At 67.8% G+C, this 21,983-nt stretch carries 17 protein-coding genes; 11 read left to right on the forward strand and 6 right to left on the reverse strand.

The annotated features are described in order from the left end of the window. The first annotated feature begins 110 nt into the window (after positions 1–110). From MT490_RS01660 to MT490_RS01675, 4 genes are read left to right on the forward strand one after another with little or no spacing between them, the layout of a single operon-like run. Positions 111–1,061 (forward strand): ABC transporter ATP-binding protein, encoded by a 951-nt coding sequence (locus tag MT490_RS01660; protein WP_297383700.1) that lies wholly within the window; start codon positions 111–113, stop codon positions 1,059–1,061. After that, a complete protein-coding gene (locus MT490_RS01665; RefSeq protein ID WP_297383701.1) occupies positions 1,058–1,828 on the forward strand; it encodes an ABC transporter permease in 771 nt (256 codons plus the stop codon). The genes MT490_RS01660 and MT490_RS01665 overlap by 4 nt, the downstream gene beginning before the upstream one ends. Positions 1,829–1,864: 36 nt before the next feature. Beyond that, complete coding sequence (locus tag MT490_RS01670; protein ID WP_297383702.1) at positions 1,865–2,023, forward strand: hypothetical protein; 159 nt, start codon at positions 1,865–1,867, stop codon at positions 2,021–2,023. Next, entirely contained in the window at positions 2,010–2,510 is a 501-nt protein-coding gene (locus tag MT490_RS01675; protein ID WP_297383703.1) for a GNAT family N-acetyltransferase, read from the forward strand. Before MT490_RS01670 ends, MT490_RS01675 begins: the two co-directional genes overlap by 14 nt. On the opposite strand, the gene MT490_RS01680 is transcribed toward MT490_RS01675, so the two are convergent. The 5 genes from MT490_RS01680 to MT490_RS01700 form a co-directional block, all read right to left on the reverse strand. After that, positions 2,503–4,365, reverse strand: a complete 1,863-nt coding sequence (locus MT490_RS01680; RefSeq protein ID WP_297383705.1) for a CocE/NonD family hydrolase — start codon at positions 4,363–4,365, stop codon at positions 2,503–2,505. The genes MT490_RS01675 and MT490_RS01680 overlap by 8 nt on opposite strands. A gap of 92 nt (positions 4,366–4,457) precedes the next feature. Further along, positions 4,458–5,426: a class II fructose-bisphosphatase gene (gene glpX, locus MT490_RS01685; protein ID WP_297383707.1), complete on the reverse strand. Its 969-nt coding sequence runs from the start codon at positions 5,424–5,426 to the stop codon at positions 4,458–4,460. A gap of 262 nt (positions 5,427–5,688) precedes the next feature. Then, on the reverse strand, positions 5,689–6,981 hold the full coding sequence (locus MT490_RS01690; RefSeq protein ID WP_297383708.1) for a homoserine dehydrogenase: 1,293 nt from the start codon (positions 6,979–6,981) through the stop codon (positions 5,689–5,691). A 98-nt stretch (positions 6,982–7,079) separates the two neighbouring features. Further along, positions 7,080–8,030, reverse strand: a complete 951-nt coding sequence (locus MT490_RS01695; protein WP_297383710.1) for a 2-oxoglutarate and iron-dependent oxygenase domain-containing protein — start codon at positions 8,028–8,030, stop codon at positions 7,080–7,082. Positions 8,031–8,096: 66 nt separating this feature from the next. Then, positions 8,097–8,600 (reverse strand): hypothetical protein, encoded by a 504-nt coding sequence (locus tag MT490_RS01700; protein WP_297383712.1) that lies wholly within the window; start codon positions 8,598–8,600, stop codon positions 8,097–8,099. A 105-nt stretch (positions 8,601–8,705) separates the two neighbouring features. On the opposite strand from MT490_RS01700, the gene MT490_RS01705 reads away from it, so the two are divergent. The 5 genes from MT490_RS01705 to MT490_RS01725 all read left to right on the forward strand — a co-directional run bounded on the left by MT490_RS01705 (position 8,706) and on the right by MT490_RS01725 (position 12,233). Next, positions 8,706–9,941: a multidrug effflux MFS transporter gene (locus MT490_RS01705; RefSeq protein ID WP_297383714.1), complete on the forward strand. Its 1,236-nt coding sequence runs from the start codon at positions 8,706–8,708 to the stop codon at positions 9,939–9,941. A 98-nt stretch (positions 9,942–10,039) separates the two neighbouring features. Further along, positions 10,040–10,387 (forward strand): DNA primase, encoded by a 348-nt coding sequence (locus MT490_RS01710; RefSeq protein ID WP_297383716.1) that lies wholly within the window; start codon positions 10,040–10,042, stop codon positions 10,385–10,387. A gap of 239 nt (positions 10,388–10,626) precedes the next feature. Continuing rightward, the gene (locus MT490_RS01715; protein ID WP_297383718.1) at positions 10,627–11,220 is read left to right on the forward strand and encodes a YdeI/OmpD-associated family protein; all 594 of its coding nucleotides are present in this window, start codon (positions 10,627–10,629) and stop codon (positions 11,218–11,220) included. Between the two features lie 148 nt (positions 11,221–11,368). Then, positions 11,369–11,779 carry a biopolymer transporter ExbD gene (locus MT490_RS01720; RefSeq protein WP_297383720.1) on the forward strand — a complete coding sequence of 137 codons (411 nt, stop codon included), beginning with the start codon at positions 11,369–11,371 and terminating at the stop codon, positions 11,777–11,779. Between the two features lie 58 nt (positions 11,780–11,837). Continuing rightward, positions 11,838–12,233, forward strand: a complete 396-nt coding sequence (locus MT490_RS01725) for an acyl-CoA thioesterase (RefSeq protein WP_297383721.1) — start codon at positions 11,838–11,840, stop codon at positions 12,231–12,233. A gap of 156 nt (positions 12,234–12,389) precedes the next feature. On the opposite strand, the gene ppc is transcribed toward MT490_RS01725, so the two are convergent. Then, positions 12,390–15,062, reverse strand: coding sequence for a phosphoenolpyruvate carboxylase (gene ppc / locus MT490_RS01730; RefSeq protein ID WP_297383722.1), 2,673 nt, complete (start codon positions 15,060–15,062; stop codon positions 12,390–12,392). A 387-nt stretch (positions 15,063–15,449) separates the two neighbouring features. Between ppc and MT490_RS01735 the strand changes: the two genes are divergently transcribed. Further along, entirely contained in the window at positions 15,450–16,301 is an 852-nt protein-coding gene (locus MT490_RS01735) for an oxygenase MpaB family protein (RefSeq protein WP_297383724.1), read from the forward strand. A gap of 319 nt (positions 16,302–16,620) precedes the next feature. Further along, complete coding sequence (locus MT490_RS01740) at positions 16,621–21,906, forward strand: Ig-like domain-containing protein (protein ID WP_297383725.1); 5,286 nt, start codon at positions 16,621–16,623, stop codon at positions 21,904–21,906. The last annotated feature ends 77 nt before the right edge of the window (positions 21,907–21,983 follow it).

Genomic DNA, 21,983 nt, shown 5'->3' on the forward strand with positions numbered 1-21,983 from the left:
CCTTCGGCGACACCTCCCCCTTGTGGGGGAGGATCTTTTCGCGCCGCGCTTGTCCTATCCCACCCCCGACCCTACGTAACGGCTCCGTTTCGTTCTGGGGGCCATCCCGAATGCAATCCATCTTGTCGGTTTCGCAGGTCAGCAAGACCTATGGGTCGGGCCAAAAGGCGCTCGACCATGTCGATCTGGATATCCGCCGCGGCGAGATCTTCGCTTTGCTCGGCCCCAACGGCGCGGGCAAGACCACGCTGATCAGCATCATCTGCGGGATCGTCACGCCGAGCACGGGGACGATCCTGGTCGACGGGCACGACGCGATCCGCCAGCCGCGCGAGGCGCGCTCGCGGATCGGGCTGGTGCCGCAGGAGATCGCGGTCGACATGTTCTCCACCGTCGGCTCGACCTTGCGCTTCTCGCGCGGGCTGTTCGGCAAGAAGCCCGATCAGGCGCATCTCGACCAAGTGCTCAAGGACCTGTCGCTCTGGGACAAGCGCGACGCCAAGATCATGGAATTGTCCGGCGGCATGAAGCGCCGCGTGATGATCGCCAAGGCACTCAGCCACCAGCCCGACATCCTCTTCCTCGACGAGCCCACCGCCGGCGTCGACGTCTCGCTCCGCCGCGACATGTGGAAGATGATCGGCAAGCTGCGCGAGCGCGGCACGACGATCATCCTGACCACCCATTATATCGAAGAGGCCGAGGAGATGGCCGACCGGGTGGGGGTGATCAACAAGGGGCAATTGCTGCTGGTCGAGGAAAAGGCCGCGCTGATGAAGAAGCTCGGCAAGCGCGAGATGGACATCGCTTTGGTCGAGCCGATGACCGCGATCCCCGCCGAGCTCGACGAATGGCATCTCAGCCTCGAGGACGAGGGCCATTGCCTGCGCTACGTGTTCGACGCGCAGGCGGAGCGCACCGGCATCCCGTCGCTGCTGCGGAAACTCGGCGAGCTGGGGATCGGCTTCAAGGACCTCGACACCTCCAAGTCGAGCCTCGAGGACATCTTCGTCGACCTGGTCGAGCACAAGCAAGAGTCGCACGAAGGAGCCGTGGCATGACCGGCGTCAATTTCCACGGCATCTGGGCGATCTACCGGTTCGAGATGGCGCGCACGATGCGCACGCTCTGGCAGAGCGTCGCGACGCCGGTGATCACCACCTCGCTCTATTTCATCGTCTTCGGCGGTGCGATCGGCAGCAAGATCCAGTCGATCGGCGACGTGAACTACGGCAGCTTCCTCGTGCCGGGGCTGATCATGCTGTCGCTGCTGACGCAGAGCATCGCCAATGCCTCGATCGGCATCTATTTCCCCAAGTTCACCGGCACGGTGTTCGAACTGCTCTCGGCGCCGATCTCGGCGGTGGAGATGGTGATCGGCTTCGTCGGCGCAGCGGCGACCAAGTCGATCGTGATCGGGCTGATCATCCTGATCACCTCGGCCTTCTTCGTGCCGCTGCGGATCGATCACCCCGCGGCGATGCTGGCGTTCCTGGTGCTGACCTCGGTCACCTTCAGCATGTTCGGCTTCATCATCGGCATCTGGGCCAAGGGCTTCGAGCAACTGAACGTCGTGCCGGCGCTGCTGGTGACGCCTTTGACCTTCCTCGGCGGCGCCTTCTACTCGATCGACATGCTCCCCGAGCCGTGGCGGACGGTGAGCCTGTTCAACCCGGTGGTGTACCTGGTCAGCGGCTTCCGCTGGAGCTTCTTCGGCAGCGGCGACGTCAGCGTGGGCTGGAGCCTCGGCGTGACGGGGTTCTTCCTGGTGCTGTGCCTTGGGCTGATCGTCGCGATCTTCAGGACAGGGTATCGGCTGAAGAACTAGGCCGGGATTGCGCGGCATCGTGCTACGGAACACGGCATGACCACATTTCAGCGCTGGACCCAGACCGACATCACCGAGTTGCGGAGCCGCCTGGAGACGGGCGGATCCGTCGTGGACATCGCCGAGGCGCTCCAGCGGCCATCGGAGAACATCCTCGCAATGATGTCGCGGCTTCGTCTGCGTGTCCGCACCTGAAGCCCGTCCCGCGGTCTGGCGGCCGATGCGCGAGACCGATCTCGCGGCGGTTGCGACGATCTCGGACGCAGTGCACGGGCGTTTCACCGAACCGGTAGCGGTCTATGCCGAGCGGCTGGCACTATATCCGTCCGGATGCCGCGTGCTGGAGCAGGACGGCGAGGTTGCCGGCTATCTGATCACCCATCCCTGGCACCGCGACGAATCGCCGAAGCTGGGGGCATTGCTCGGCGCCATCCCTCCCCAAGCGGACACCTACTATCTCCACGACATCGCCTTGCTGCCCTCGGCGCGCGGGACGGGTGCGGGCAAGGCGGTGCTGGATTTCGTGATGGATCGCGCCCGCGCGCTCGGCTTCGCCGACATCACGCTGATGGCCATAGGCGGCGCCGACCGCTTCTGGGCCGCGCAGGGCTTCGTCTATGTCCCCCACGCCATGGACCCGTCCTACGGCGCGGGGGCGCATCGCATGCGAATGGCTATCTGACCACCGGCAGCGTCACCAGCGAGCCGCCGCACACGCGCTGGGTGGCTTTCACGAAATCCTCGGGCGCCGCCTTGTAGATGTTGGGGACGAACTTCTGCGGGTTGCGGTCGATCACCGGGAACCAGCTCGACTGGACCTGGACCATGATCCGGTGGCCCTTCTTGAAGACATGGTCATGGGCACGCAGCGGCACGTCCCAGGCCACCACCTTGTTCGGCACGAGCGGCGTCGCCTTCTCGAAGCTCTCGAGATAGCGGCCGCGGCGGACCTCCATCGCGATCGGGAACTGATAGCCGTTGAGCGTGCGCGGATATTCGCCGAGCTGTCCCTGCCGCGCGGGCTCGTAATCGTCGGGCAGCACGTCGATCAGCTTGACCACGAAGTCGCTGTCGGTGCCCGAGGTCGAGGCCATCAGCTTCGCCGCGACTTCGCCGGTGACGGTCAGGTCGGCCTCGAGCGGCGCGCTGACATAGCTGAGCACGTCGGGCCGGTGATCGACGAAGCGCTGGTCCGCCGCCTCCCACCAGCGCCATTCCTGCGAGGGATAGGTGCGCGAGATCGGGCGCTCGCGGAACGGCACCGGATTGGCGGGGTCTGAGACATATTCGCGGCACTGGGCGGCGTCGGCGGGCGGGGTGAAGGAGAGCGTGCCGTCGCTCTGGAGGTAGAGGTTGGTCAGCGTCGCGCCGGGGGCCGGCCATTTGGAATAGGTCTTCCACTCCCAGGAGCCGCTCTGGAACATCCGTGCCTCGCCCGTCGGCTTCGCGCCCTTGCCGTGCAGCCAATAAGCGAAGAACGGCGCCTCGATGTCGCGCATGAACTCGGTGCCGCTCTCCTTGCCGTGCTTGATATAGCCGACGTCCACGCCCATCGAGTGCCAGGTGCCGTGCGCCCAGGGGCCCGCGACGATCAGGTTGAGGCCGTCTGGGTCCTGCGCCTCCATCTTCTCGTAGATCTTCCACGTGCCGAGCGGATCCTCCTGGTCCCAGAAGCCGGCGACGTGGAGCGTCGGCACCGTGGTGCGGCCCAATTTCTCGGTCCAGCGCTGGCGCTTCCAGAAATCGTCGTAGTCGGGATGCTCGATCATCGCCGTGAATTGCGGGACGCTGCCCTTGAAGTAGAGCCTGTCGAGATTGGCGACCGGGCCGAGCTTGAGGAACCACGCGTACGTGTCGACCGGCGCCTTGCCGCCATAGTCGAAATCCGTGCCCTGGTCGTTGTTCTGGAGGCTGAACAGCCAGTCGGTGGCATAGGAGAGCCGCGCCGCGCCGTAGCGGTGGAGATCGTCGTTGATCCACCAGTCGTTCCACGCCGCCTGCGGGCTCACCGCCTTGAGCGCGGGGTGCGGCCGGGCGAGCGCCACCGCCGAGGCATAGCCGGGATAGGAGACGCCCCACATGCCGACCTTGCCGTTGTTGCCGGCGACGTTCCTCACCAGCCAGTCGACGGTGTCGTATGCGTCGGTCGCTTCGTCGACGCCCTTCTTGCCCTTGGCGTCGAGCGCCATCGACATGGTGAAGTCGCCGTCCGACTTGAACTGGCCGCGCATGTTCTGGAAGACGATGATGTAGCCGTCCTCCTCCAGGAAGCGGATCGAGTTCGGCATCCTGGGCGGTGCGCCGTCGGGAACACCGTAAGGGGTGCGCTGGAGCAGGATCGGCAGCTTGCCGGTCTTGCCCTTGGGCCGCCAGATCACGGTCTGCAGCTTCGCACCGTCGCGCATCGGCACCATCACCTCCTCGAAGGTGAAGGGCGATTCCGCCGGCGCGCTCACGGGCGCCGCTTGCCGGCGCGCGGCCGCCGCCATCGGAAGCGCGGCGACGCCCGCCGCGAGCACGATCATCAGCTTGTTCATCTTGATCCCCGTCCGGTTCTGACCGGACTAGAGAAGCGCCCCGCGCAGCTGTCAATCGGCGCGGGCCGACGTTGGTCGCAGAGACGTCCGGGTCAGTCGAGCCGATGCTCGCCCTTGACCCAGCGCACCGTGCCCGAGCTGGCGCGCATCACCACGCTCTCGGTGGTCATCTTGCCGCGGACGCGCTTGACGCCCTCGAGCAGCGAGCCGTCGGTCACGCCCGTCGCGGCGAAGATGCAGTCGCCCTTGGCGAGGTCGGTGAGGTCGTAGATCATGTCGAGATCCTCGATCCCCCATTTGCGCGCGCGGGCGCGTTCGTCGTCGTTGCGGAAGAGCAGCCGGCCCTTGAACTGGCCGCCGACGCAGCGCAGCGCCGCGCAGGCGAGCACGCCCTCGGGCGCGCCGCCCGATCCCATATAGACGTCGATCGTCGTGTCCGGATCGGTGGTGGCGATCACGCCGGCCACGTCGCCGTCGCCGATCAGCACCACGCCGCAGCCGATCGATCGGAGCTCGGCGATCAGTTTCTCGTGGCGCGGGCGATCGAGCACGCAGGCGATGATCTCGTGCGGCGCGACGCCCTTGGCCGCGGCGATCGCCTTGACGTTCTCGGTCGGCGACCTGGCGAGGTCGATCACGCCTTCGGGATAGCCGGGACCGACCGCGATCTTGTCCATATAGACGTCGGGCGCGTTGAGCAGGCAGCCCTCCTCGGCCACCGCGAGCACCGCCAACGCGTTGGGGCCGGCCTTGGCGCAGATCGTCGTGCCTTCGAGCGGATCGAGCGCGATGTCGATCTTCGGCCCCTTGCCCTGCGCGGCGCCGACCTTCTCGCCGATATAGAGCATCGGCGCCTCGTCGCGCTCGCCTTCGCCGATCACGACGGTGCCGTCGAGATAGAGCCTGTTGAGCGCCTCGCGCATCGCCTCGACCGCGGCATGGTCCGCCGCCTTCTCGTCGCCGCGCCCGACCAGGCTCGACGCGGCGATCGCCGCGGCTTCGGTGACGCGCACCATTTCGAGCACGAGGACACGGTCGAGAATATGGCTGGCGGTCGGCATCGGCTGGTAATCCCCTTGCAGAACTCCCGCGGCGATAGGCGGTGCATATTGCACTGTCGAGGCTGCTAGCGCTGTCAGGCGCATCGCATCTCCGCCACAGCCGTGCGGCAGCCTCGCTTCGTCGCAACCTTTTCTTCGTCATCCCCGCGAAAGCGGGGACCCATCTCGTGTGCGGGCAGCGCAAAGCGCCGGTGCGTTCGTGGCCAATGCGGGAGATGGGCCCCCGCTTTCGCGGGGGTGACGGCAGGTTTTTGGTTTCGGCCTATTCGCCGAGGATGTGCATCCACATCGGTTCGCCGACGAGGCTCTGCGAGCCGCGCAGCTTGTCGAGCGCCTGGGCGACGCTGCGCTCGGGCCCCTCGTGCGTGACGATCGCGACGAGCACGCTGCCGTCGGGATTGGCGCCGCGCTGGATCAGGCTCTCGATCGAGACGCCCGCGTCGCGCATCGCCGCGGCGATCTCGGCGAGCACGCCGACCTTGTCGGCCACGGTCAGCCGCACATAGGCGCGCGCGCGGCGCTCGCCGCTGTCGGCGGCATGCTGCGCGGCCAGCGCGTCGGCGGGCATGGCGTAGGGCGGGCCGAACTCGCCGCGGGCGATGTCGATCAGGTCGGCGACCACGGCGCTCGCGGTCGGGCCGTCGCCCGCGCCGGCGCCCTGGAACAGCAGGCGTCCGACGAAATTGCCCTCGGCGACCACCGCGTTGGTCGAGCCGACGACGTGCGAGAGCGGGTGGCTCAAGGGCACGAGGTGCGGATGGACACGCTGGAACAGCCCATGCGGCCCGGCATCGGCGACGCCGAGCAGGCGTACGCGATAGCCGAGCGCCGCGGCCTCGGCGATGTCGGCGGCCATAACGTGGCGCACGCCGGTGATCGCGACGTCATCGAACGCGGGCTGCGCGCCGAAGGCGACGCTGGCGAGGATCGAGAGCTTGTGCGCGGCATCGACGCCGTCGATGTCGAAGCTGGGATCGGCCTCGGCATAGCCCAATGCCTGCGCCTCGCTCAGGATCTCGGCGAAGTCGCGGCCCTCGGCCTCCATCTTGGAGAGGATGAAATTGCAGGTGCCGTTGAGGATGCCGTAGACGCGCCCGATCACGTTCGCCGCGGCGCCTTCGCGCAGCCCCTTGATCACCGGCACGCCGCCCGCGACCGCGGCTTCGAACTTGAGCGCGAGGTTCGCGGCCTCGGCGGCGCGCGCGAGCTCGAGCCCATGATGCGCGATCATCGCCTTGTTGGCGGTGACCAGGCTCTTGCCGGCGGCGAGCGTCGCGCGGGCGAGCGCGAGCGCCGGTCCGTCCGATCCGCCGACCAGTTCGACAACCACATCCGCCTGCGGATGCCGCGCCAGCTCGGCGGGATCGTCGATCCAGTCGAAGCGCGAGATGTCGACGCCGCGATCCTTGCTGCGCTCGCGCGCCGAGACCGCCACGACCTCGATCGGCCGCCCCGCGCGCCGCGCGATCAGCTCGCCATTGGCATCGAGGAGGCGAATCACGCCCGCGCCCACGGTTCCCAGGCCTGCGAGTGCGATGCGGAGCGGTTCGGTCATGTAGTCCTCGATTGTGGAAGCGGCGGCCGGGGCATCGAGCCCCGTCCGCCGCTGACCCACCCCTAGCCCCTCCCTTGCAGGGAGGGGAACTAGATTTTCTATTTCTTGATCAGCCCGATCTCGACGAGCCGCTCGTGGAGATAATCGTGCGAGCTGATCGGCTCGGGATAGCGGTTGGGCCGTTCGGCGCTGATGCAGCCGGGCAGCGTCTCGATCAGGAAATCGGGCGCGGGATGCAGGAAGAAGGGCATCGAATAGCGCGCATGGCCACGGCGCTCGGGTGGCGGATTGACCACGCGGTGCGTGGTCGAAGGCAGGACATGGTTGGTCAGCCGCTGGAGCATGTCGCCGACATTGACCACCATCGCGCCTTGCGGAGGCTTGACCGGCAGCCACTTGCCGTCGCGGTCGAGCAGCTCGAGCCCGGCTTCCTCGGCGCCGAGCAGCAGGGTGATCAGGTTGATGTCCTCATGCGCCCCGGCGCGGACCTCGGGCGCGTCGGCGGGGACCGGCGGGTAATGGAGCAGGCGCAGCACCGAATTGCCGTCCCTGACCGCCGGGTCGAACCAGTTCGGCGCCAGCCCCAGATAGCGCGCGATCGCCGAGAGCAGTTTGTCGCCGGCATCGTCGAACGCCTGGAACAGTTCGAGGAAGGTCTCGCGGAAGCCCTCGGGGCGATCGGGCCAGATGTTCGCCGGCATCTGTTCGGCGAAGCGGTGGCCGCGCGCCAGCTCGCGGCCGACATGCCAGAACTCCTTGAGGTCGACATGCGTCGCGCCCTTGGCGATCTCGGTCTTGAACGGCGTGTAGCCGCGCGCGCCGCCGCCGCCCTCGACGAAATAGCTGCGCTTCTCCGCCTCGGGCAGGTCGAAGAACGCCTTGGTCGTCGCCCAGGCGCGGTCGATCAGTGCCTGCGGGATGCCGTGATCGCGCACCACGGCGAAGCCGAAGCGCTGGAAGGACTGGCCGAACTGCTGGGCGAAGCCGTCCGGATCGGTTTGCTGATCGGCGAGCGAGAGCGCCGGGATCTCAGCGAGGGTATCGAGCATGCGAGTCTCCGAGTGTAGACTCCAGTTAGACCCGCAAGCCGCCGCCGAACAAGCGTGTCGCCGCCGCTATTTGTTGCCGACCTCGAGACGGCCCTTGGTCTTCCGGTCGCCATCGGCGCTCAGCTGGAGGCGGAAGGGTTCGCCCTCGTCGGTGGTGCCCTTGAGTCCGGTGCCGTCGGCCTCGACCTTGAAGCCGCGCGCGGTCATCTTGTCGCGGAACCAGCCCTGCACCGCGGGCACCGCGGCGGGGCTCTGGAAGGCGATGCGGACCTTGCCCTTGTCCTTGTCGCCGGCCCCGTCCTTGGCATCGACATTGAGTCCCTCGATCCGGGAATTGGGGTAGAGCTTGACGCCGTTGACGTCGAAATCCTCGGCGTCGACCTGGATTTGGGGGAGCTTGATCGCGCCTTCGAAGCCTGGCGCCCTGATCGCCATCTGGCCGTTGGCATCGGTCGAGATGCTCGAATTGCCGCCCTCGGACTGGGCGTTGATCGAGATGTTCGTGCCCGTCCCCGATCCGTCGCAGGCGGCGAGGGGGAGAAGAGTCAGCAGCAAGGCCGCACGGTGCATCGCAGGTCTCCGTAGCGTATTACGTATGCAATACACTAGGCCGCACCCGCCGTACCGTCAACCAAGGGGGTGACGCCCGCGCGCCGATCCGCCATGGGCATGGCCATGTCCCAGCCACATCTCTCCACCGAATCCGCCAATCGCGCGCCGCTTCGGTTCGGCGAGTTCGTGACGCTGATCGCCTCGATGATGGCGCTCACCGCGCTCGGCATCGATTCGATGCTGCCGGCACTGCCCGCGATCGGCGACAGCCTCGACGTGGCCGAGCCCAACCATCGCCAGTTCGTGATCACCGCCTTCCTGTTGGGCTTCGCCTTCGCGCAGCTCGTCTACGGGCCGCTGTCGGATCGGTTCGGGCGGCGGCCGGTGCTGGTGATCGCTTTGGTCTCCTACGTGCTCACCAGCGCACTCGCGGCGATCTCGGGGAGCTTCGAGCTGCTGCTGATCGCGCGCGCGGCGATGGGCGCGTCGGCGGCGGGCGCGCGCGTGGTGACGGTGGCGCTGGTGCGCGACTGCTTCGCCGGGCGGGCGATGGCGCGGGTGATGAGCCTCGCCTTCATCGTCTTCATGGCGGCGCCGGTCTTCGCCCCCGCCTTCGGCCAGGGCGTGCTCGCCGCGGGGGGATCGTGGCGGATGATCTTCTGGGGCGTCGGCGGCGTCTCGGCGCTGGTGGTGGCCTGGTTCTGGCTGCGCATGCCCGAGACGCTGAGCGCGGATTCGCGCCAGTCCTTGCGCCCGGCGCGGATCGTCGCCGATTATGGGCTGGTGCTGCGCGATCGCTATGCGGTGGGCTATACGATCGCCGCCGCCCTGCTCTCGGGCGGGCTGTTCGGGTTCATCGGCTCGGTGCAGCAGATCATGGCGGACGTGTTCGGCCGGCCCGAACTGCTCACCCTCGTGTTCGCCGCGGTGGCCGGCACGATGGCGGTCGGATCGTTCCTCAACTCGCGGATCGTGATGCGGATCGGCACGCGACGCATCTCGCACACCGCGCTCTCGGCGCTGATCCTGTTCGCGGGCCTCCACCTCGCTATCGCCTTTTCGGGGCATGAGACGCTGTGGAGCTTCGCGATCCTCCAGGCGCTGATGATGGCGAGCTTCGGCCTCGCCACCTCCAACTTCTCGGCGATGGCGATGGAGCGGATGGGCGAGATCGCCGGCACCGCGTCGAGCCTGCAGGGCTTCGTCTCGACGATGGGTGGGGCGGTGATCGGCGCGCAGATCGGCCAGTCGTTCGACGGCACCACCGTGCCGCTCTACACCGGCTTCGTCGCGGTGGGCGTGCTCGCCTTCGTCGCGGTCGCGATCGCGGAAAAGGGCCGGCTTTTCCGCCCGAGCTGAACGCGACGGGCACCGTCCACGGAACGGAAATGCCTCGATTTCCGTTCGCACATCGGACGGGGGGATGTTTCGCCCTCCAGAGCGAAAGAGGACAGGCGATGGGTGGTCATCAGGTTCCGGCACAGGGCCCCAACGGCGACGGCTTCGACGAGGACGGCTATGACGAGAGCCAGCGTGCCGAGATCATCGAGGCGACCAACGACGCCCCCAGCGACGGCAACGTCCTGACCGACATCCCGATCGACCTGGGCGACGATGGCGACGACGACAATGACGACCTCCGCATGATCGACGACGAGCTCGGCGAGGAAGACGACGATACCGATCAGGACGACGACGACATACGCGAGGACGAGATCCAGGCCGATCTCGACGACGAGGATATCGACGAAGAGGATCTCGACGAGGAGCTCGACGACGGCGACGACACCGCGCTCGCGCCCTGACCCCCAAGCCGTCCGACATCCCAATCCTCCCCCGCCAGGGGGAGGTGGCACGCACAGCGTGACGGAGGGGGCGGAAGCACTGCGCGCAGTTGGGGAGGGCGCTGCTTACCTCCCCCTCCGACGCCTTCGGCGCCACCTCCCCCTGGCGGGGGAGGATTCAGAATCCCCGCTCCCTGAGCCTGGAACTTGACCCGGCGCCGGGGCCGAACCAGCATGACCCCGCGACCAAGGAGGGGACGATGCCGCAGGACTCGCGCGTCGACAGCTATATTGCCGCCAGGGCGGCGTTCGCCCAGCTGATCCTCGGTTGGATCCGCGAGCGCGTGCACGCCGCCTGCCCCGAGGTCGAGGAATCGATCAAATGGTCGATGCCGGCCTTCACCTACATGGGGCGACCGCTCGCCCATATGGCGGCGTTCAAGGCGCACGCGACCTTCGGCTTCTGGTATCGCGACGCGATGGCGACGGGGAAGGAAGGCGAGGCGATGGGCCAATATGGCCGGATCGAATCGCTCGACGACCTGCCTGCGGCCGAGGTCTTCGAGGCCCAGGTGCGCGAAGCCGTGGCGCGGATCGATGCGGGGCAGAAACCGGCGCGTGCGGCGAAGCCGCCCAAGCCCGAGGCCGAGGTCCCCGCCGAACTCGCCGAGGCGCTGGCCGGTGATGCCAGGGCCGCCGCCACCTTCGAAGGCTTCCCGCCGAGCTGCCGCCGCGAATATTGCGAATGGGTCGACGAGGGCAAAAGGCCCGAGACCAGGGCCAAGCGCGTCGCCGAGGCGGTCGAATGGCTGCGCGAGGGGAAAAGGCGCAACTGGAAGTACGAGAGCTGCTGACCCCTTCGTCATCCCGGTGAAAGCCGGGATCTCGTGCCGTATCGCGCCTCCGCCTGAGGTCCCGGCTTTCGCCGGGATGACGGTTTAGGACTGTAGACATCCCGCTCCGTCATGATACGTTACATCATAAACAAGGAGGAGAGCTGTCATGGTCAAGGCCGCGCGTGTCCCCGAGCCGGTTCCGTTCAGCGCGATCAACGTCACGCCGTTCATCGACGTGATGCTGGTGCTGCTGATCGTGATGATCCTCAGCATCCCCATGGCCACGCACAAGGTGCCGGTCGACCTGCCTGGCGCCCCGAGGCCGGTCGCCGAGATCGAGCGGCCTTATCAGCTCGCCATCGACCGCGCGGGCACATTGTTCTGGGACGGCCGTCCGATCGCCGATGCCGAGCTGCCCGGCCTGCTCGCCACGATGCAGCGCGACGCCGCGGGCGTGCTCCACATGAATACCGATCCCGATGCGCGCTACGACCGGTTCGACGGCGTGCTCGCGGTGGTCAAGCGCGCGGGCGTCGAGCGGCTGGGCTTCGTCGGCAACCGGCCGCTGCCCGACTGAGGGGCGTCGGGCGATCGCGGCCATTGTAGGCGTCGAGCGCGGACCCTAGACCGTGCACATGGCGTCCTACACCACCCTGATCACCGCCGGGCCCGACGACATCGACATACTCGGCCACGTCAACAACGCGGTCTGGGTGAAGTGGATTCAGGACGTCGCGGTCGCGCATTGGGACGCGATCGCGCCGCCCGCGCACCGCGACGCCTATATCTGGGTCGTGACGCGCCACGAGATCGATTATCGCGGCAACGTCTCCGAAGGCGAGACGGTGACCGCCGAGACCTGGGTGCGCGACCCGCCGCGCGGCGCGCGCTTCGACCGCCACATGAAGTTCACCGGTGCCGACGGCAAGGTCCGCGTCGAGGCCAAGACGACCTGGGCGATACTCGACCGCGCCACCGGCCGCCTGCTGCGCGTGCCCGCGGAAGTGGCGGCGCCGTTTTTGGCGGATTGAAGAGCGGGCGGCGGAACGGCTTTGTCATCCTCCCCCGCCAGGGGGAGGTGGCGCCGAAGGCGACGGAGGGGGAGGAATCACGCCGATAATGAGTCGCCGTCCTCCCCCTCCGTCAGCCTGCGGCTGATACCTCCCCCTGGCGGGGGAGGATAAAGATCACCCGCTATTCCGCAGCGCCGTCGCGATCGCGTTGATCGAGAGCAGGATGCCCTCGCCGATCCGCGCATCCTCCTCGCCGCGGCGGTGGCGCTTGAGCAGCTCGACCTGGAGCAGGTTGAGCGGCTCGATATAAGGCAGGCGCAGCCGGATCGAGGTCTCGAGCCCCGGATGCTTCTCGAGCAGGCGGGTCTGGCGGGTGACGGTGAGCAGCCCGTCATGCGTCCGGTTCCAGCCGTCGCGGATGCGACCGAAGATGCCCTCGCGCAGGCCCGTGTCCTCGACCAGGGCGGCATAATGCTGCGCCACCGCCATGTCGGACTTGGCGAGCACCATCTCCATATTGGCGAGCGTCGAGGCGAAGAGCGGCCAGCCCGCGGCCATCTCGCGCAGCAGGCCCTTGTCCTCGAACGCCTCGATCGCCGCGCCGACGCCGTACCAGCCCGGCAGCATCACCCGCGCCTGCGCCCAGCTGAACACCCAGGGGATGGCGCGCAGATCCTCGATCGCGTCCGATTTCTTGCGGCTGGCGGGGCGCGAGCCGATCTTGAGCCCGGCGATCTCGGCGATCGGCGTGGCCTGGCGGAAATAGCTGGTGAAGCCTTGGGTCTCGTAGACCAGCCCGCGATAGGCCTTGAACGCCGTCGCCGAGAGCGCGTCCATCGCCGCGGCGAAGCGTGTCGCATCGGCCGGGGCGAGCTGCTCGGGCTCGAGGCTGGCGAGCAGGGTAGCCGAGGCCATCGCCTCGAGATTGGTCATCGCGCTCGCCCGGGTGCCGTATTTGGCGGCGATCACTTCGCCCTGCTCGGTGATGCGGATGCGGCCCTGTACCGTCCCCGGCGGCTGGGCGAGGATCGCCGAGAAGCTCGACCCGCCGCCGCGCCCCACCGCGCCGCCGCGGCCGTGGAACAATTGCATCGCGACGTCGGCCTTCTCGAACACCGGCTTGAGCGCCGTCGACCCGCGCGAGAGCTGCCAGGTCGAAGTGAGATAGCCGCCGTCCTTGTTCGAATCCGAATAGCCGATCATCACTTCCTGGTGCCCGCGCGCCGCGGCGATCGTCGCGACTTCGGGGAGGCCCAGCCAGGCCTCCATGATCGCCGGCGCGCCCTCCAGATCGGCGATCGTCTCGAACAGCGGGATCGCCATGATGTGCGCCTGGGGCTGCTCGCCGGGAATGTAGAGGCCGGCCTCCTTGAGCAGTACATGGACCTCGAGCAGGTCCGACACCGACTGGGCCATCGAGACGATGTAATGGGTGATGCACTGCCGGCCGTAGGTGGCATGGGCCTCGGCGGCGGCGCGGACGATCGCGAGTTCGGACGCGGTCTCCTCCGAATAATCGGCATAGGGGCTGGTGAGCAGCCGCGGGCTCGCCAGCTCGGTGCGGAGCAGCGCCACGCGCGCCGCCTCGTCCAGCGCGGCATAATCGTCGCAGACGCCGGCGGCCGCGAGCAGTTCGGCGACCACGCGCTGATGCACCGCGCTGTTCTGGCGCATGTCGAGCGTGGCGAGATGGAAGCCGAAGGTCTCGACCGCGCGGATCAGCCGCCCGAGCGCGCCGCCGCTCGCCAGCGGCCCGGCGCCTTCGGCCGCGAGCCCGCGCGCGATCGCGGCGAGCTCCTCGCGCAGCTCGGAGGGCTCGGCATAGGGCTCGCCCGAAAGCGGGGCGGGACGCGGGGCGCGCTTGCCGGTCAACTTCTCGTGCGTTGCCGAGAGCCGCGCATAGATGCCCGAGAGCGCGCGGCGATAGGGCTCGTCCTCGCGGCTGCGGCCGGTGTCGTGGCTCGCTTCTGCGAGCGTGAGCACGGCGTCGCTGACCTGGGTGTGCTCGGTCGAGATCGAGAGCTCGGCGCCGAGCGCGTGGACGGCGTCGAGATAATGAGCGAGCACCGTCTCGGCCGAGCGGGCGAGCGCGAGCTGCATCGAATCCGCGGTGACGAAGGGGTTGCCGTCGCGGTCGCCGCCGATCCAGCTGCCCGCGCGCAGGAAGCTCGGCGCGCGCTCGTCCAATGCGCGGTCCCAGCGCGCATAGAGCGCGGGAAGCACCGGCAGGAACACGTCGCGCAGATAGGAGAGCGCGGTCTCGACCTCGTCGGCGACGCCCAGTTTCTCGCGGCGCAGCACACGCGTCTGCCAGAGCAGGGCGATCTGGCGCAGGATCGCCTCGTCGACCTTGTCGCCGTCCTCGGTCTCGTCGACGCCGAGATCCTTGAGCGCCATCAGCTCGGCGATCCGGTTCTTGTGGTCGATCATCGACTTGCGCCGCACCTCGGTCGGGTGCGCGGTGAGCACCGGGGCGACGAGCGCATGGTCGAGCAAAGCCATCACCGCGTCGTGGCCGATGCCATGCTCCTTCAGCCGCGCGAGCGCCGAGGCCATGTCGGCATCGCTCTCGGCCTCGACTCCCTGGCGGTCTTCGGCAAGGTTGGCGAGCATCGAGAAGAGCATGAAGCCGCGGACGAAATCGAGCGTCTCGTCGAGCGTCAGCCGATCGAGCCCCGAATCGATCGCTCCCGCCCCGGCGACGCCGCGATGCCGGTCGACCGAAGTCGCGCGGATATATTCGATCCGCTTGAACAGCTCCTCGCCGCCATAGGCCCTGATCACGTCGCCGAGCAGGCGCCCCAGGAAGCGGATGTCGGGATTGTTTGCGATCGCCAGGCTAGCCATGGCCGGTGTTGCTGCACTGCAAGAAGGACTTGGTCAATCCACGCCTTGTTGCACCGCCACAACGTCCGCTTGTCGACCGTGATTGGGCGCGATTTGTCTGCGTAGGCGCTCGCATCGGCGCGCGATCCAGCTTGCGATGCGCCTTCAAATCCTCCCCCGCCAGGGGGAGGTGGCGCCGAAGGCGTCGGAGGGGGAGGTAAGCCGCGCACTCTGCAACTGAGCGCAGTGCTTCCGCCCCCTCCGTCACGCTGCGCGTGCCACCTCCCCCTGGCGGGGGAGGATTGAAAGGCCTCGCTCCCCTGAGTGTCGAGACGACCTAATTCTCCCTTCCCTGCAGGCAGGGAGGGGTGTTTGCGGTTGTGTGCCGATTCGCCCTAGCTTCGCATCATGAGTCCCACCGCCCAGGCCGCGCGCACGCTGAAGTCCGCCCTGATCGGGCAGGTGCGTGCCGTGTTCAACGACCAGGCCAGGGGCGAGAAGCCGGTCCAGCGCAGGCCCGAGCAAAGCCTGTTCGGGCCGCAATCGGTGGTCTGGCGCGTGCATGGCGACGTCACCACGATGATGGTCGGCGGCGTCGCGGCCTTGCTGCTCCAGATGCTGCACCCCGCGGTGCTGGCGGGCGTGTGGGATCATTCGAGCTTTCGCGGCGACATGCTGGGCCGCCTGCGCCGCACCGCGCGCTTCATCGCGGTCACCAGCTATGCCGCGCGCGAGGACGCCGAGGCGGCGATCGAGAAGGTACGCGACGTGCATGCCCGCGTGCGCGGAGTCCTGCCCGACGGAACGGCCTATGCCGCCGACGATCCGCGCCTGCTCGCCTGGGTGCACGTCACCGAGGCGGTGAGCTTCCTCGATGCCTGGATCCGCTACGCCGAGCCCGGCATGAAGCGGGCCGACCAGGACCGCTATTTCGCCGAGTTCGCCCGGATCGCCGAGGCGCTGGGCGCCGATCCGATCCCGCGCAGCCGGGCCGAGGCCGATGCGCTGATCGCCGCGATGCGCGGGGAGCTCGTCGCCGACGCGCGCACCCGCGAAGTCGCGCGGCTCGTCCTGTCGCAGCCCGCGCCCAATCTCGCGGTGAAGCCCTTCCAGGCGCTCGCCTTCTCGGCCGCGGTCGACCTCCTCCCCGATTGGGCGCGGCGGATGCACCGACTTTCGGGGCCCGGCCTCGCCGCGCCCGCGGTCCGGCTCGGCACGGGTGGCATCGCGCGCACGATCCGCTGGGCGTTTCGCGGCTAGCCACGCGACCGCCGCAGGTGGGGCTGCGGATATTTCCCTTCGAATCAGATCGTTCCGAAGCCGGTTCGGTCCAGATCATTTTCTATGGACTCGAAGTCATCGGCGAGTAACCTGCCCGTGTTCCGATACGAAATAAGATCGAGTCGCGCGGGGCAAAGTTTCGTTCGAGATTTCGAATGGCGCGATTGGGCAGGGGATTGGAGTCACAGCAATATTTCCGGAAAGCACGGGCCGCCATGGGCGGACGTTGCAATTGTGATTCCGTGCGCCTGTCGACGCGTACTGGCTGCGTTCTGCGTGACAACCAAAGGAGACGGATGTGCCTATCTACACCGGCAATAACAGCAACAACACCATCCACGGCTCCGGCGGTGACGACACGATCTACGGCCTGGGTGGCAATGACCATCTCTTCGGGCGCGGCGGACACGACACAATCTATGGCGGAACCGGCAACGACGATATCAGGGGCGATGAAGGCAACGACACGCTCTACGGCGAAGACGGCAATGACGAGATCGCGGGAGGCACCGGCAACGACACGCTGAGCGGCGGCAACGGGGACGACGAGCTGTCGGGCGAGAATGGCGACGACATTCTCTCGGGCGGCGACGGCACCGACATTCTCTCCGGCGGCATCGGCAACGATACGCTGACCGGAGGCGCGGGCTTCGACATCATCGACGGCGGCGCGGGCACCGATACCGCGGTCTATTCGGGATCGCTGTTCGAATATTCGATCTCCAGTTTCGGCCCGCTCGCCAGCGTGGTCCATAACGGCCCCGGCGGGCCGGGCACCGGCGCGGACGGCAGCGACCTGCTGGTCTCGGTCGAGCGACTGCAATTCGCCGACGTCACCATCGATCTCACCGCGAACAACGCGCCGATCGCGTTCAACGACCTGGCCGCGCTCGACGAGGACGACGTCTCCTACAGCAGCGGCGCCGCGAGCGTGCTCGACAACGATTTCGATTTCGAAGGCGACGCGCTCAGCGTCACCCCCGGCGTGTTCAACGGCACCTATGGCACGCTGACGCTCGCCGCCGACGGCACCTATAATTACGTGCTCAATGCCAATGCGCAGACGCTCGCCCAGGGCCAGGTCGCGCAGGACAGCTTCACCTATACGGTCTCCGACGGCAGCGCCTCGGACACGGCGAGCCTGACGTTCAACATCACCGGGCTGAACGACGCGCCCGCCGCCAATCCGGACGCCGCGGCGACCGGCGAGAATGCGAGCGTGCTGATCGACGTGCTCGCCAACGACACCGATGTGGACGATGGCGCGGTGCTGACGGTCACCACTGCCTCCGCGCCCGCGGGCCAGGGCAGCGCCTCGGTGGTCGCTAACCAGGTCCAGTTCGATCCCGGCAGCGATTTCGACCATCTCGCGGTGGGCGACAGCGCGGTGGTGACGGTCAGCTACTCGATCACCGACGAGCATGGCGCCGTGTCCGCCTCGACGATCCAGGTCACCGTGACCGGCACCAATGACGGCCCGGTCGCCAATCCCGACGTCGCCGCGACCGGCGAGAATGCCAGCGTGCTGATCGACGTGCTCGCCAACGACACCGACGCCGATGACGGCGCGGTGCTCACCGTCACCGCTGCCTCGGCACCCGCCGGGCAGGGAACCGCCTCGGTCGTCGCCAACCAGGTCCAGTTCGACCCCGGCACCGACTTCGACCATCTCGCGCTGGGCGACAGTGCCGTGGTCACGGTCAGCTACTCGATCGCCGACGAGCATGGCGCCACATCCGCCTCGACGATCGACGTCACCGTGACCGGCACCAATGACGGACCGGTCGCCAACCCCGACACCGCGACGACGAGCGAGAATGCCGGCGTCGTGATCGACGTGCTCGCCAATGACAGCGATGCCGATGATGGCGCGGTGCTCACCGTCACTACCGCCTCGGCCCCTGCGGGCCAGGGCAGCGCCTCGGTGGTCGCCAACCAGGTGCAGTTCGTCCCCGGCACCGATTTCGACTATCTCGCAGTGGGCGAGAGCGCTGTCGTGACCGTCAGCTATTCGATCGCCGACGAGCATGGCGCGACGTCCGCCTCGACGATCGACATCACCGTCACCGGCACCAACGACGCGCCGACGATCGACGCGGGCGGCACCGACGCCTCGGGCGCGGTCACCGAATTGCCCAACAACGATCCGGACGAGAACGCCTTCACGCACGAGGACAGCGGCGCGATCGCGTTCGACGACCTCGATCTCAGCGACACGCACAGCGCCAGCTTCGCGCCCCAGGACGTCGGCTATCTCGGCACCTTCAGCCTCGATCCCGTCAACCAGGCCGGCGACAATGTCGGCTGGCATTTCGAAGTCGACGACAGCGCGATCGACTTCCTCGACGAAGGCGAGACGCTCACCCAGACCTACACCGTCACGATCGACGACGGCAACGGCGGCACCGCGACGCAGGACGTCACCGTCACCATCACCGGCGAGGCCGACAACCTCCCGCCCGACGCGGCCGACGATAGCTATGCGGTGACCGGCAACGTCACCCTCACCGTCGATGCGAGCGAGGGCGTGCTCGCCAACGACAGCGACGATGGCGGCGTCGGCACCGGGCCGGGCGAGGCTTCGGTCACTGCCTTCGACGCGACTTCGGCGAACGGGGGCACGGTCACCGTCAATCCCGACGGCTCGTTCAGCTACGAGCCGCCCGCCGGCTTCAGCGGCGCCGACAGCTTCACCTATACCCTCACCGATTCCGAGGGCGAGACCGACACCGCGACGGTGACGATCGACGTCTCTGCCACCCAGGTCTGGTTCATCGACAATGCCGCGGTCGGCAGCGCCAATCTCGGTACCCAGGCCGATCCGTTCACTTCGCTCGCGGCGTTCAACGCGGCGCAGGGTACGCCCGACGGTCCCGGCACCGGCGACACCGTCTATCTGCGCGAGGGCACCGGCACCTATTCCGAGGCCGACGGCATCAACCTGCTCGACGGCCAGACCTTGGTCGGCGGCGGGCAGGACCTGGTGATCGGCGCCGAGACGATCGAGCAGGGCACCGGCCGGCCGACCATCGTCACCACCGGCGGCACCAACAACGGCGTCGACCTCGCCCAGAACAATGCCGTGTCTGGGCTCGACATCGGCGACACCACCGGCGCGGGCATCGCGGATGGCGGCGGCAGCGTCGGCAGCCTGACGATCAGCGACGTCGGCAAGTCGGGCACCGGCCAGATCGTCGATATCGACCAGGGCGGCACGCTCGACGTCACGCTCAACAGCGCGACCTCGACCGCCTCGACGGGCGGCGCGATCGACCTGGCGGGGGTCGGCGGCAGCTTCACCGTCACCGGCGCGACGACGATCACCGGCGTGCACGCCGACGGCGGCATCGACATCACCGGCGCCTCGCTCACCGCCAGCTTCGCCGGCGGCGGCACCGTCTCGACCGGCGCGGCCACCGCGGTGAACTTCACCGGCAACAGCGGTGCGTTGGCGTTGGGCGGCGGGTTCGACATCACCACCACCAGCGGTGCGGGCCTCAACGCCAGCGGCGGCGGCTCGGTGACCGCCACGGGGGCGGGCAACAACGTGACCTCGACCACCGGTGTCGCCGTGAACGTCAGCGGGACCGCGATCGGCGCCGCCGACCTTACCTTCGAGAGCGTCTCGGCCGATGGCGGCGCCTATGCCATCCGGCTCAACGGCACCGGCTCGGCGGGCGGGCTGCACGTCACCGGCACCGGGGCGGACGGCTCGGGCGGCACGATCCAGAATATCGGCGTGCGCGGCATCGAGCTGATCAACACGGCCGAGGTGAGCATCGCCGACATGACGCTCACCAACGCCAACCTGGTCCACGGCACCTCGACCGATCTCGACGTGAGCAATTCGAACGCGGCGATCTATCTGAGCGGAGTGAACGGCGCGTCGTTCGACAATGTCGACATCAACGGCGCCGCGGACAGCGGCGTGGTCGGCATCAACGTCGCCGACTTCGTGATGAGCGACAGCAGCATCACCCAGGCCGGCAACGCCGTGCACGAGAGCGGGCTCGAGTTCAGCAACCTCTCGGGCGATTCTTCGATCTCGAACACCGACATCTCCTTCTCGGAGACCAACGGCCTCGACATCGTCAACACCGATGTCGACCTCAACCTGGTGCTCGACAACGTCACCATCCGCGACAGCCAGACGGTGTTGGGCGGCGGTCCGGTCAATCCCAATGGCGATGGCGGCCTGCAGTTCCGCAGCTTCAGCAGCGCCGCGGGCGCGCCGGTCACCAACATCGACATCGTCGACAGCGATTTCGTACGGCTGCGGACGCAGGCGATCCAGGTCATCGGCGACCACGATTCGGTCGTCAGCGTCGACATCGTCAACAACCTGATCGACACCGAAGCCGACATCGGCAGCGGCATCGACCTCAATGCCGGCGGCACCGCGCAATATGCGTTCAACGTCATCGGCAACACCGTGCAGAGCCGCGGCGGCAATGCGATCAACGTCACGGCCTTTGGCGGTGCCGACATCGAGGGCCGGATCAACGACAACGACGTCATCGCCAATGCGAGCGGCTCGGGCATCCGCATCCTTCCGCAGGATACGGGCAGCACCGCGATCGTCGAGGTGCGCGACAACAATGTCACCATGGGCGCCGGCAACAACGCCTCGGCGATCGAGGCGCAGGCGCGTTTCGGCAATGCGCGGCTCGATCTCACGCTCGACAACAATGTCCTCGATTCGAACACCGGCGCGCTCGCCGACATCAACATCACCGCCGGTTCCTCGTCGGCGGGCGAGACCGCCCAGGTCTATGCCAACATCGTCAACAACGATGTCCTCGCCGGCGGTCCCACCAACCTGCTGCGGCTGCGCACCTCGGATCTGGACGGCTCGTCCGATCCCCGCATCTTCCTGCAGGGCTTCGTCGAAGGCGGAGCGGGGCTCGACGACGATGCGGTGGCGACCTGGAACGCCAACGGCAACACGCCGGTGGCGACGACGGCCAACATCGTCGTCTCCCAGACCGCCGGAGCGACCGCGCCGAGCGCGGGTGTCGCGCTGACCCCGGACAATCCGGTGCCGCTGATGGCGGGTTCGGTGGCGGACGGCTCGGCCGGCGACGGCCCCCTGCTCAGCCAGGCCGCGCTCGACGACATGGTCGAGGCCGCGATCCTGCGTTGGGTTGATGCGGGCGCGAGCGCCGAGCAGATCGCGGCGATGCGCGGCACGGACTTCGCGGTCGACGGGCTCGCCGGGCTCGATCTGGGGCTCCACACCAGCAAGGGCGTGCGGATCGACGATGACGGCGCCGGCTTCGGCTGGTTCCTCGACGCGACGCCGCTCGACGATCTGGAATTCGCGGCGACCGACGGGAATGGCCCCGCGGGCATCGACCTGCTCACCGTCGTGATGCACGAGCTCGGGCACGTGGCGGGGCTCGACGATCACTATTCGGCCGCCGGCAGCGATGATCTGATGCACGGCTATCTCGATGCGGGCGAGCGCCGCGCGCCGGGGGGCGACGCGGAGGCCGCGTTGCTCGCAACCGACCAGGACGAATGGGCCGGCATGGCGCTGCACCATTTCAAGATGCCGGAATACCATCCCGATCTCTGGCTGTAGGATCGGGCTTTCTGTCTTCGTGCCTTTGTGTCTTCGTGTGAGTCAAAAATGATCTCACACAAAGGCACGAAGCCACG

Origin of the sequence: Sphingomonas sp., assembly GCF_026460985.1 — a bacterium.
Classification (GTDB): domain Bacteria; phylum Pseudomonadota; class Alphaproteobacteria; order Sphingomonadales; family Sphingomonadaceae; genus Sphingomonas.

Excerpts from the sequence above, each read along its gene's own strand:
- MT490_RS01680 (WP_297383705.1), bottom strand. The coding sequence starts at position 4,365 with ATGAACAAGCTGATGATCGTGCTCGCGGCGGGCGTCGCCGCGCTTCCG.
- MT490_RS01710 (WP_297383716.1), top strand. The coding sequence starts at position 10,040 with ATGGGTGGTCATCAGGTTCCGGCACAGGGCCCCAACGGCGACGGCTTC.
- MT490_RS01700 (WP_297383712.1), bottom strand. The coding sequence starts at position 8,600 with ATGCACCGTGCGGCCTTGCTGCTGACTCTTCTCCCCCTCGCCGCCTGC.
- MT490_RS01735 (WP_297383724.1), top strand. The coding sequence starts at position 15,450 with ATGAGTCCCACCGCCCAGGCCGCGCGCACGCTGAAGTCCGCCCTGATC.
- glpX (WP_297383707.1), bottom strand. The coding sequence starts at position 5,426 with ATGCCGACCGCCAGCCATATTCTCGACCGTGTCCTCGTGCTCGAAATG.
- MT490_RS01725 (WP_297383721.1), top strand. The coding sequence starts at position 11,838 with ATGGCGTCCTACACCACCCTGATCACCGCCGGGCCCGACGACATCGAC.
- MT490_RS01665 (WP_297383701.1), top strand. The coding sequence starts at position 1,058 with ATGACCGGCGTCAATTTCCACGGCATCTGGGCGATCTACCGGTTCGAG.
- MT490_RS01715 (WP_297383718.1), top strand. The coding sequence starts at position 10,627 with ATGCCGCAGGACTCGCGCGTCGACAGCTATATTGCCGCCAGGGCGGCG.
- MT490_RS01690 (WP_297383708.1), bottom strand. The coding sequence starts at position 6,981 with ATGACCGAACCGCTCCGCATCGCACTCGCAGGCCTGGGAACCGTGGGC.
- MT490_RS01670 (WP_297383702.1), top strand. The coding sequence starts at position 1,865 with ATGACCACATTTCAGCGCTGGACCCAGACCGACATCACCGAGTTGCGG.
- MT490_RS01695 (WP_297383710.1), bottom strand. The coding sequence starts at position 8,030 with ATGCTCGATACCCTCGCTGAGATCCCGGCGCTCTCGCTCGCCGATCAG.
- MT490_RS01705 (WP_297383714.1), top strand. The coding sequence starts at position 8,706 with ATGTCCCAGCCACATCTCTCCACCGAATCCGCCAATCGCGCGCCGCTT.
- ppc (WP_297383722.1), bottom strand. The coding sequence starts at position 15,062 with ATGGCTAGCCTGGCGATCGCAAACAATCCCGACATCCGCTTCCTGGGG.
- MT490_RS01660 (WP_297383700.1), top strand. The coding sequence starts at position 111 with ATGCAATCCATCTTGTCGGTTTCGCAGGTCAGCAAGACCTATGGGTCG.
- MT490_RS01720 (WP_297383720.1), top strand. The coding sequence starts at position 11,369 with ATGGTCAAGGCCGCGCGTGTCCCCGAGCCGGTTCCGTTCAGCGCGATC.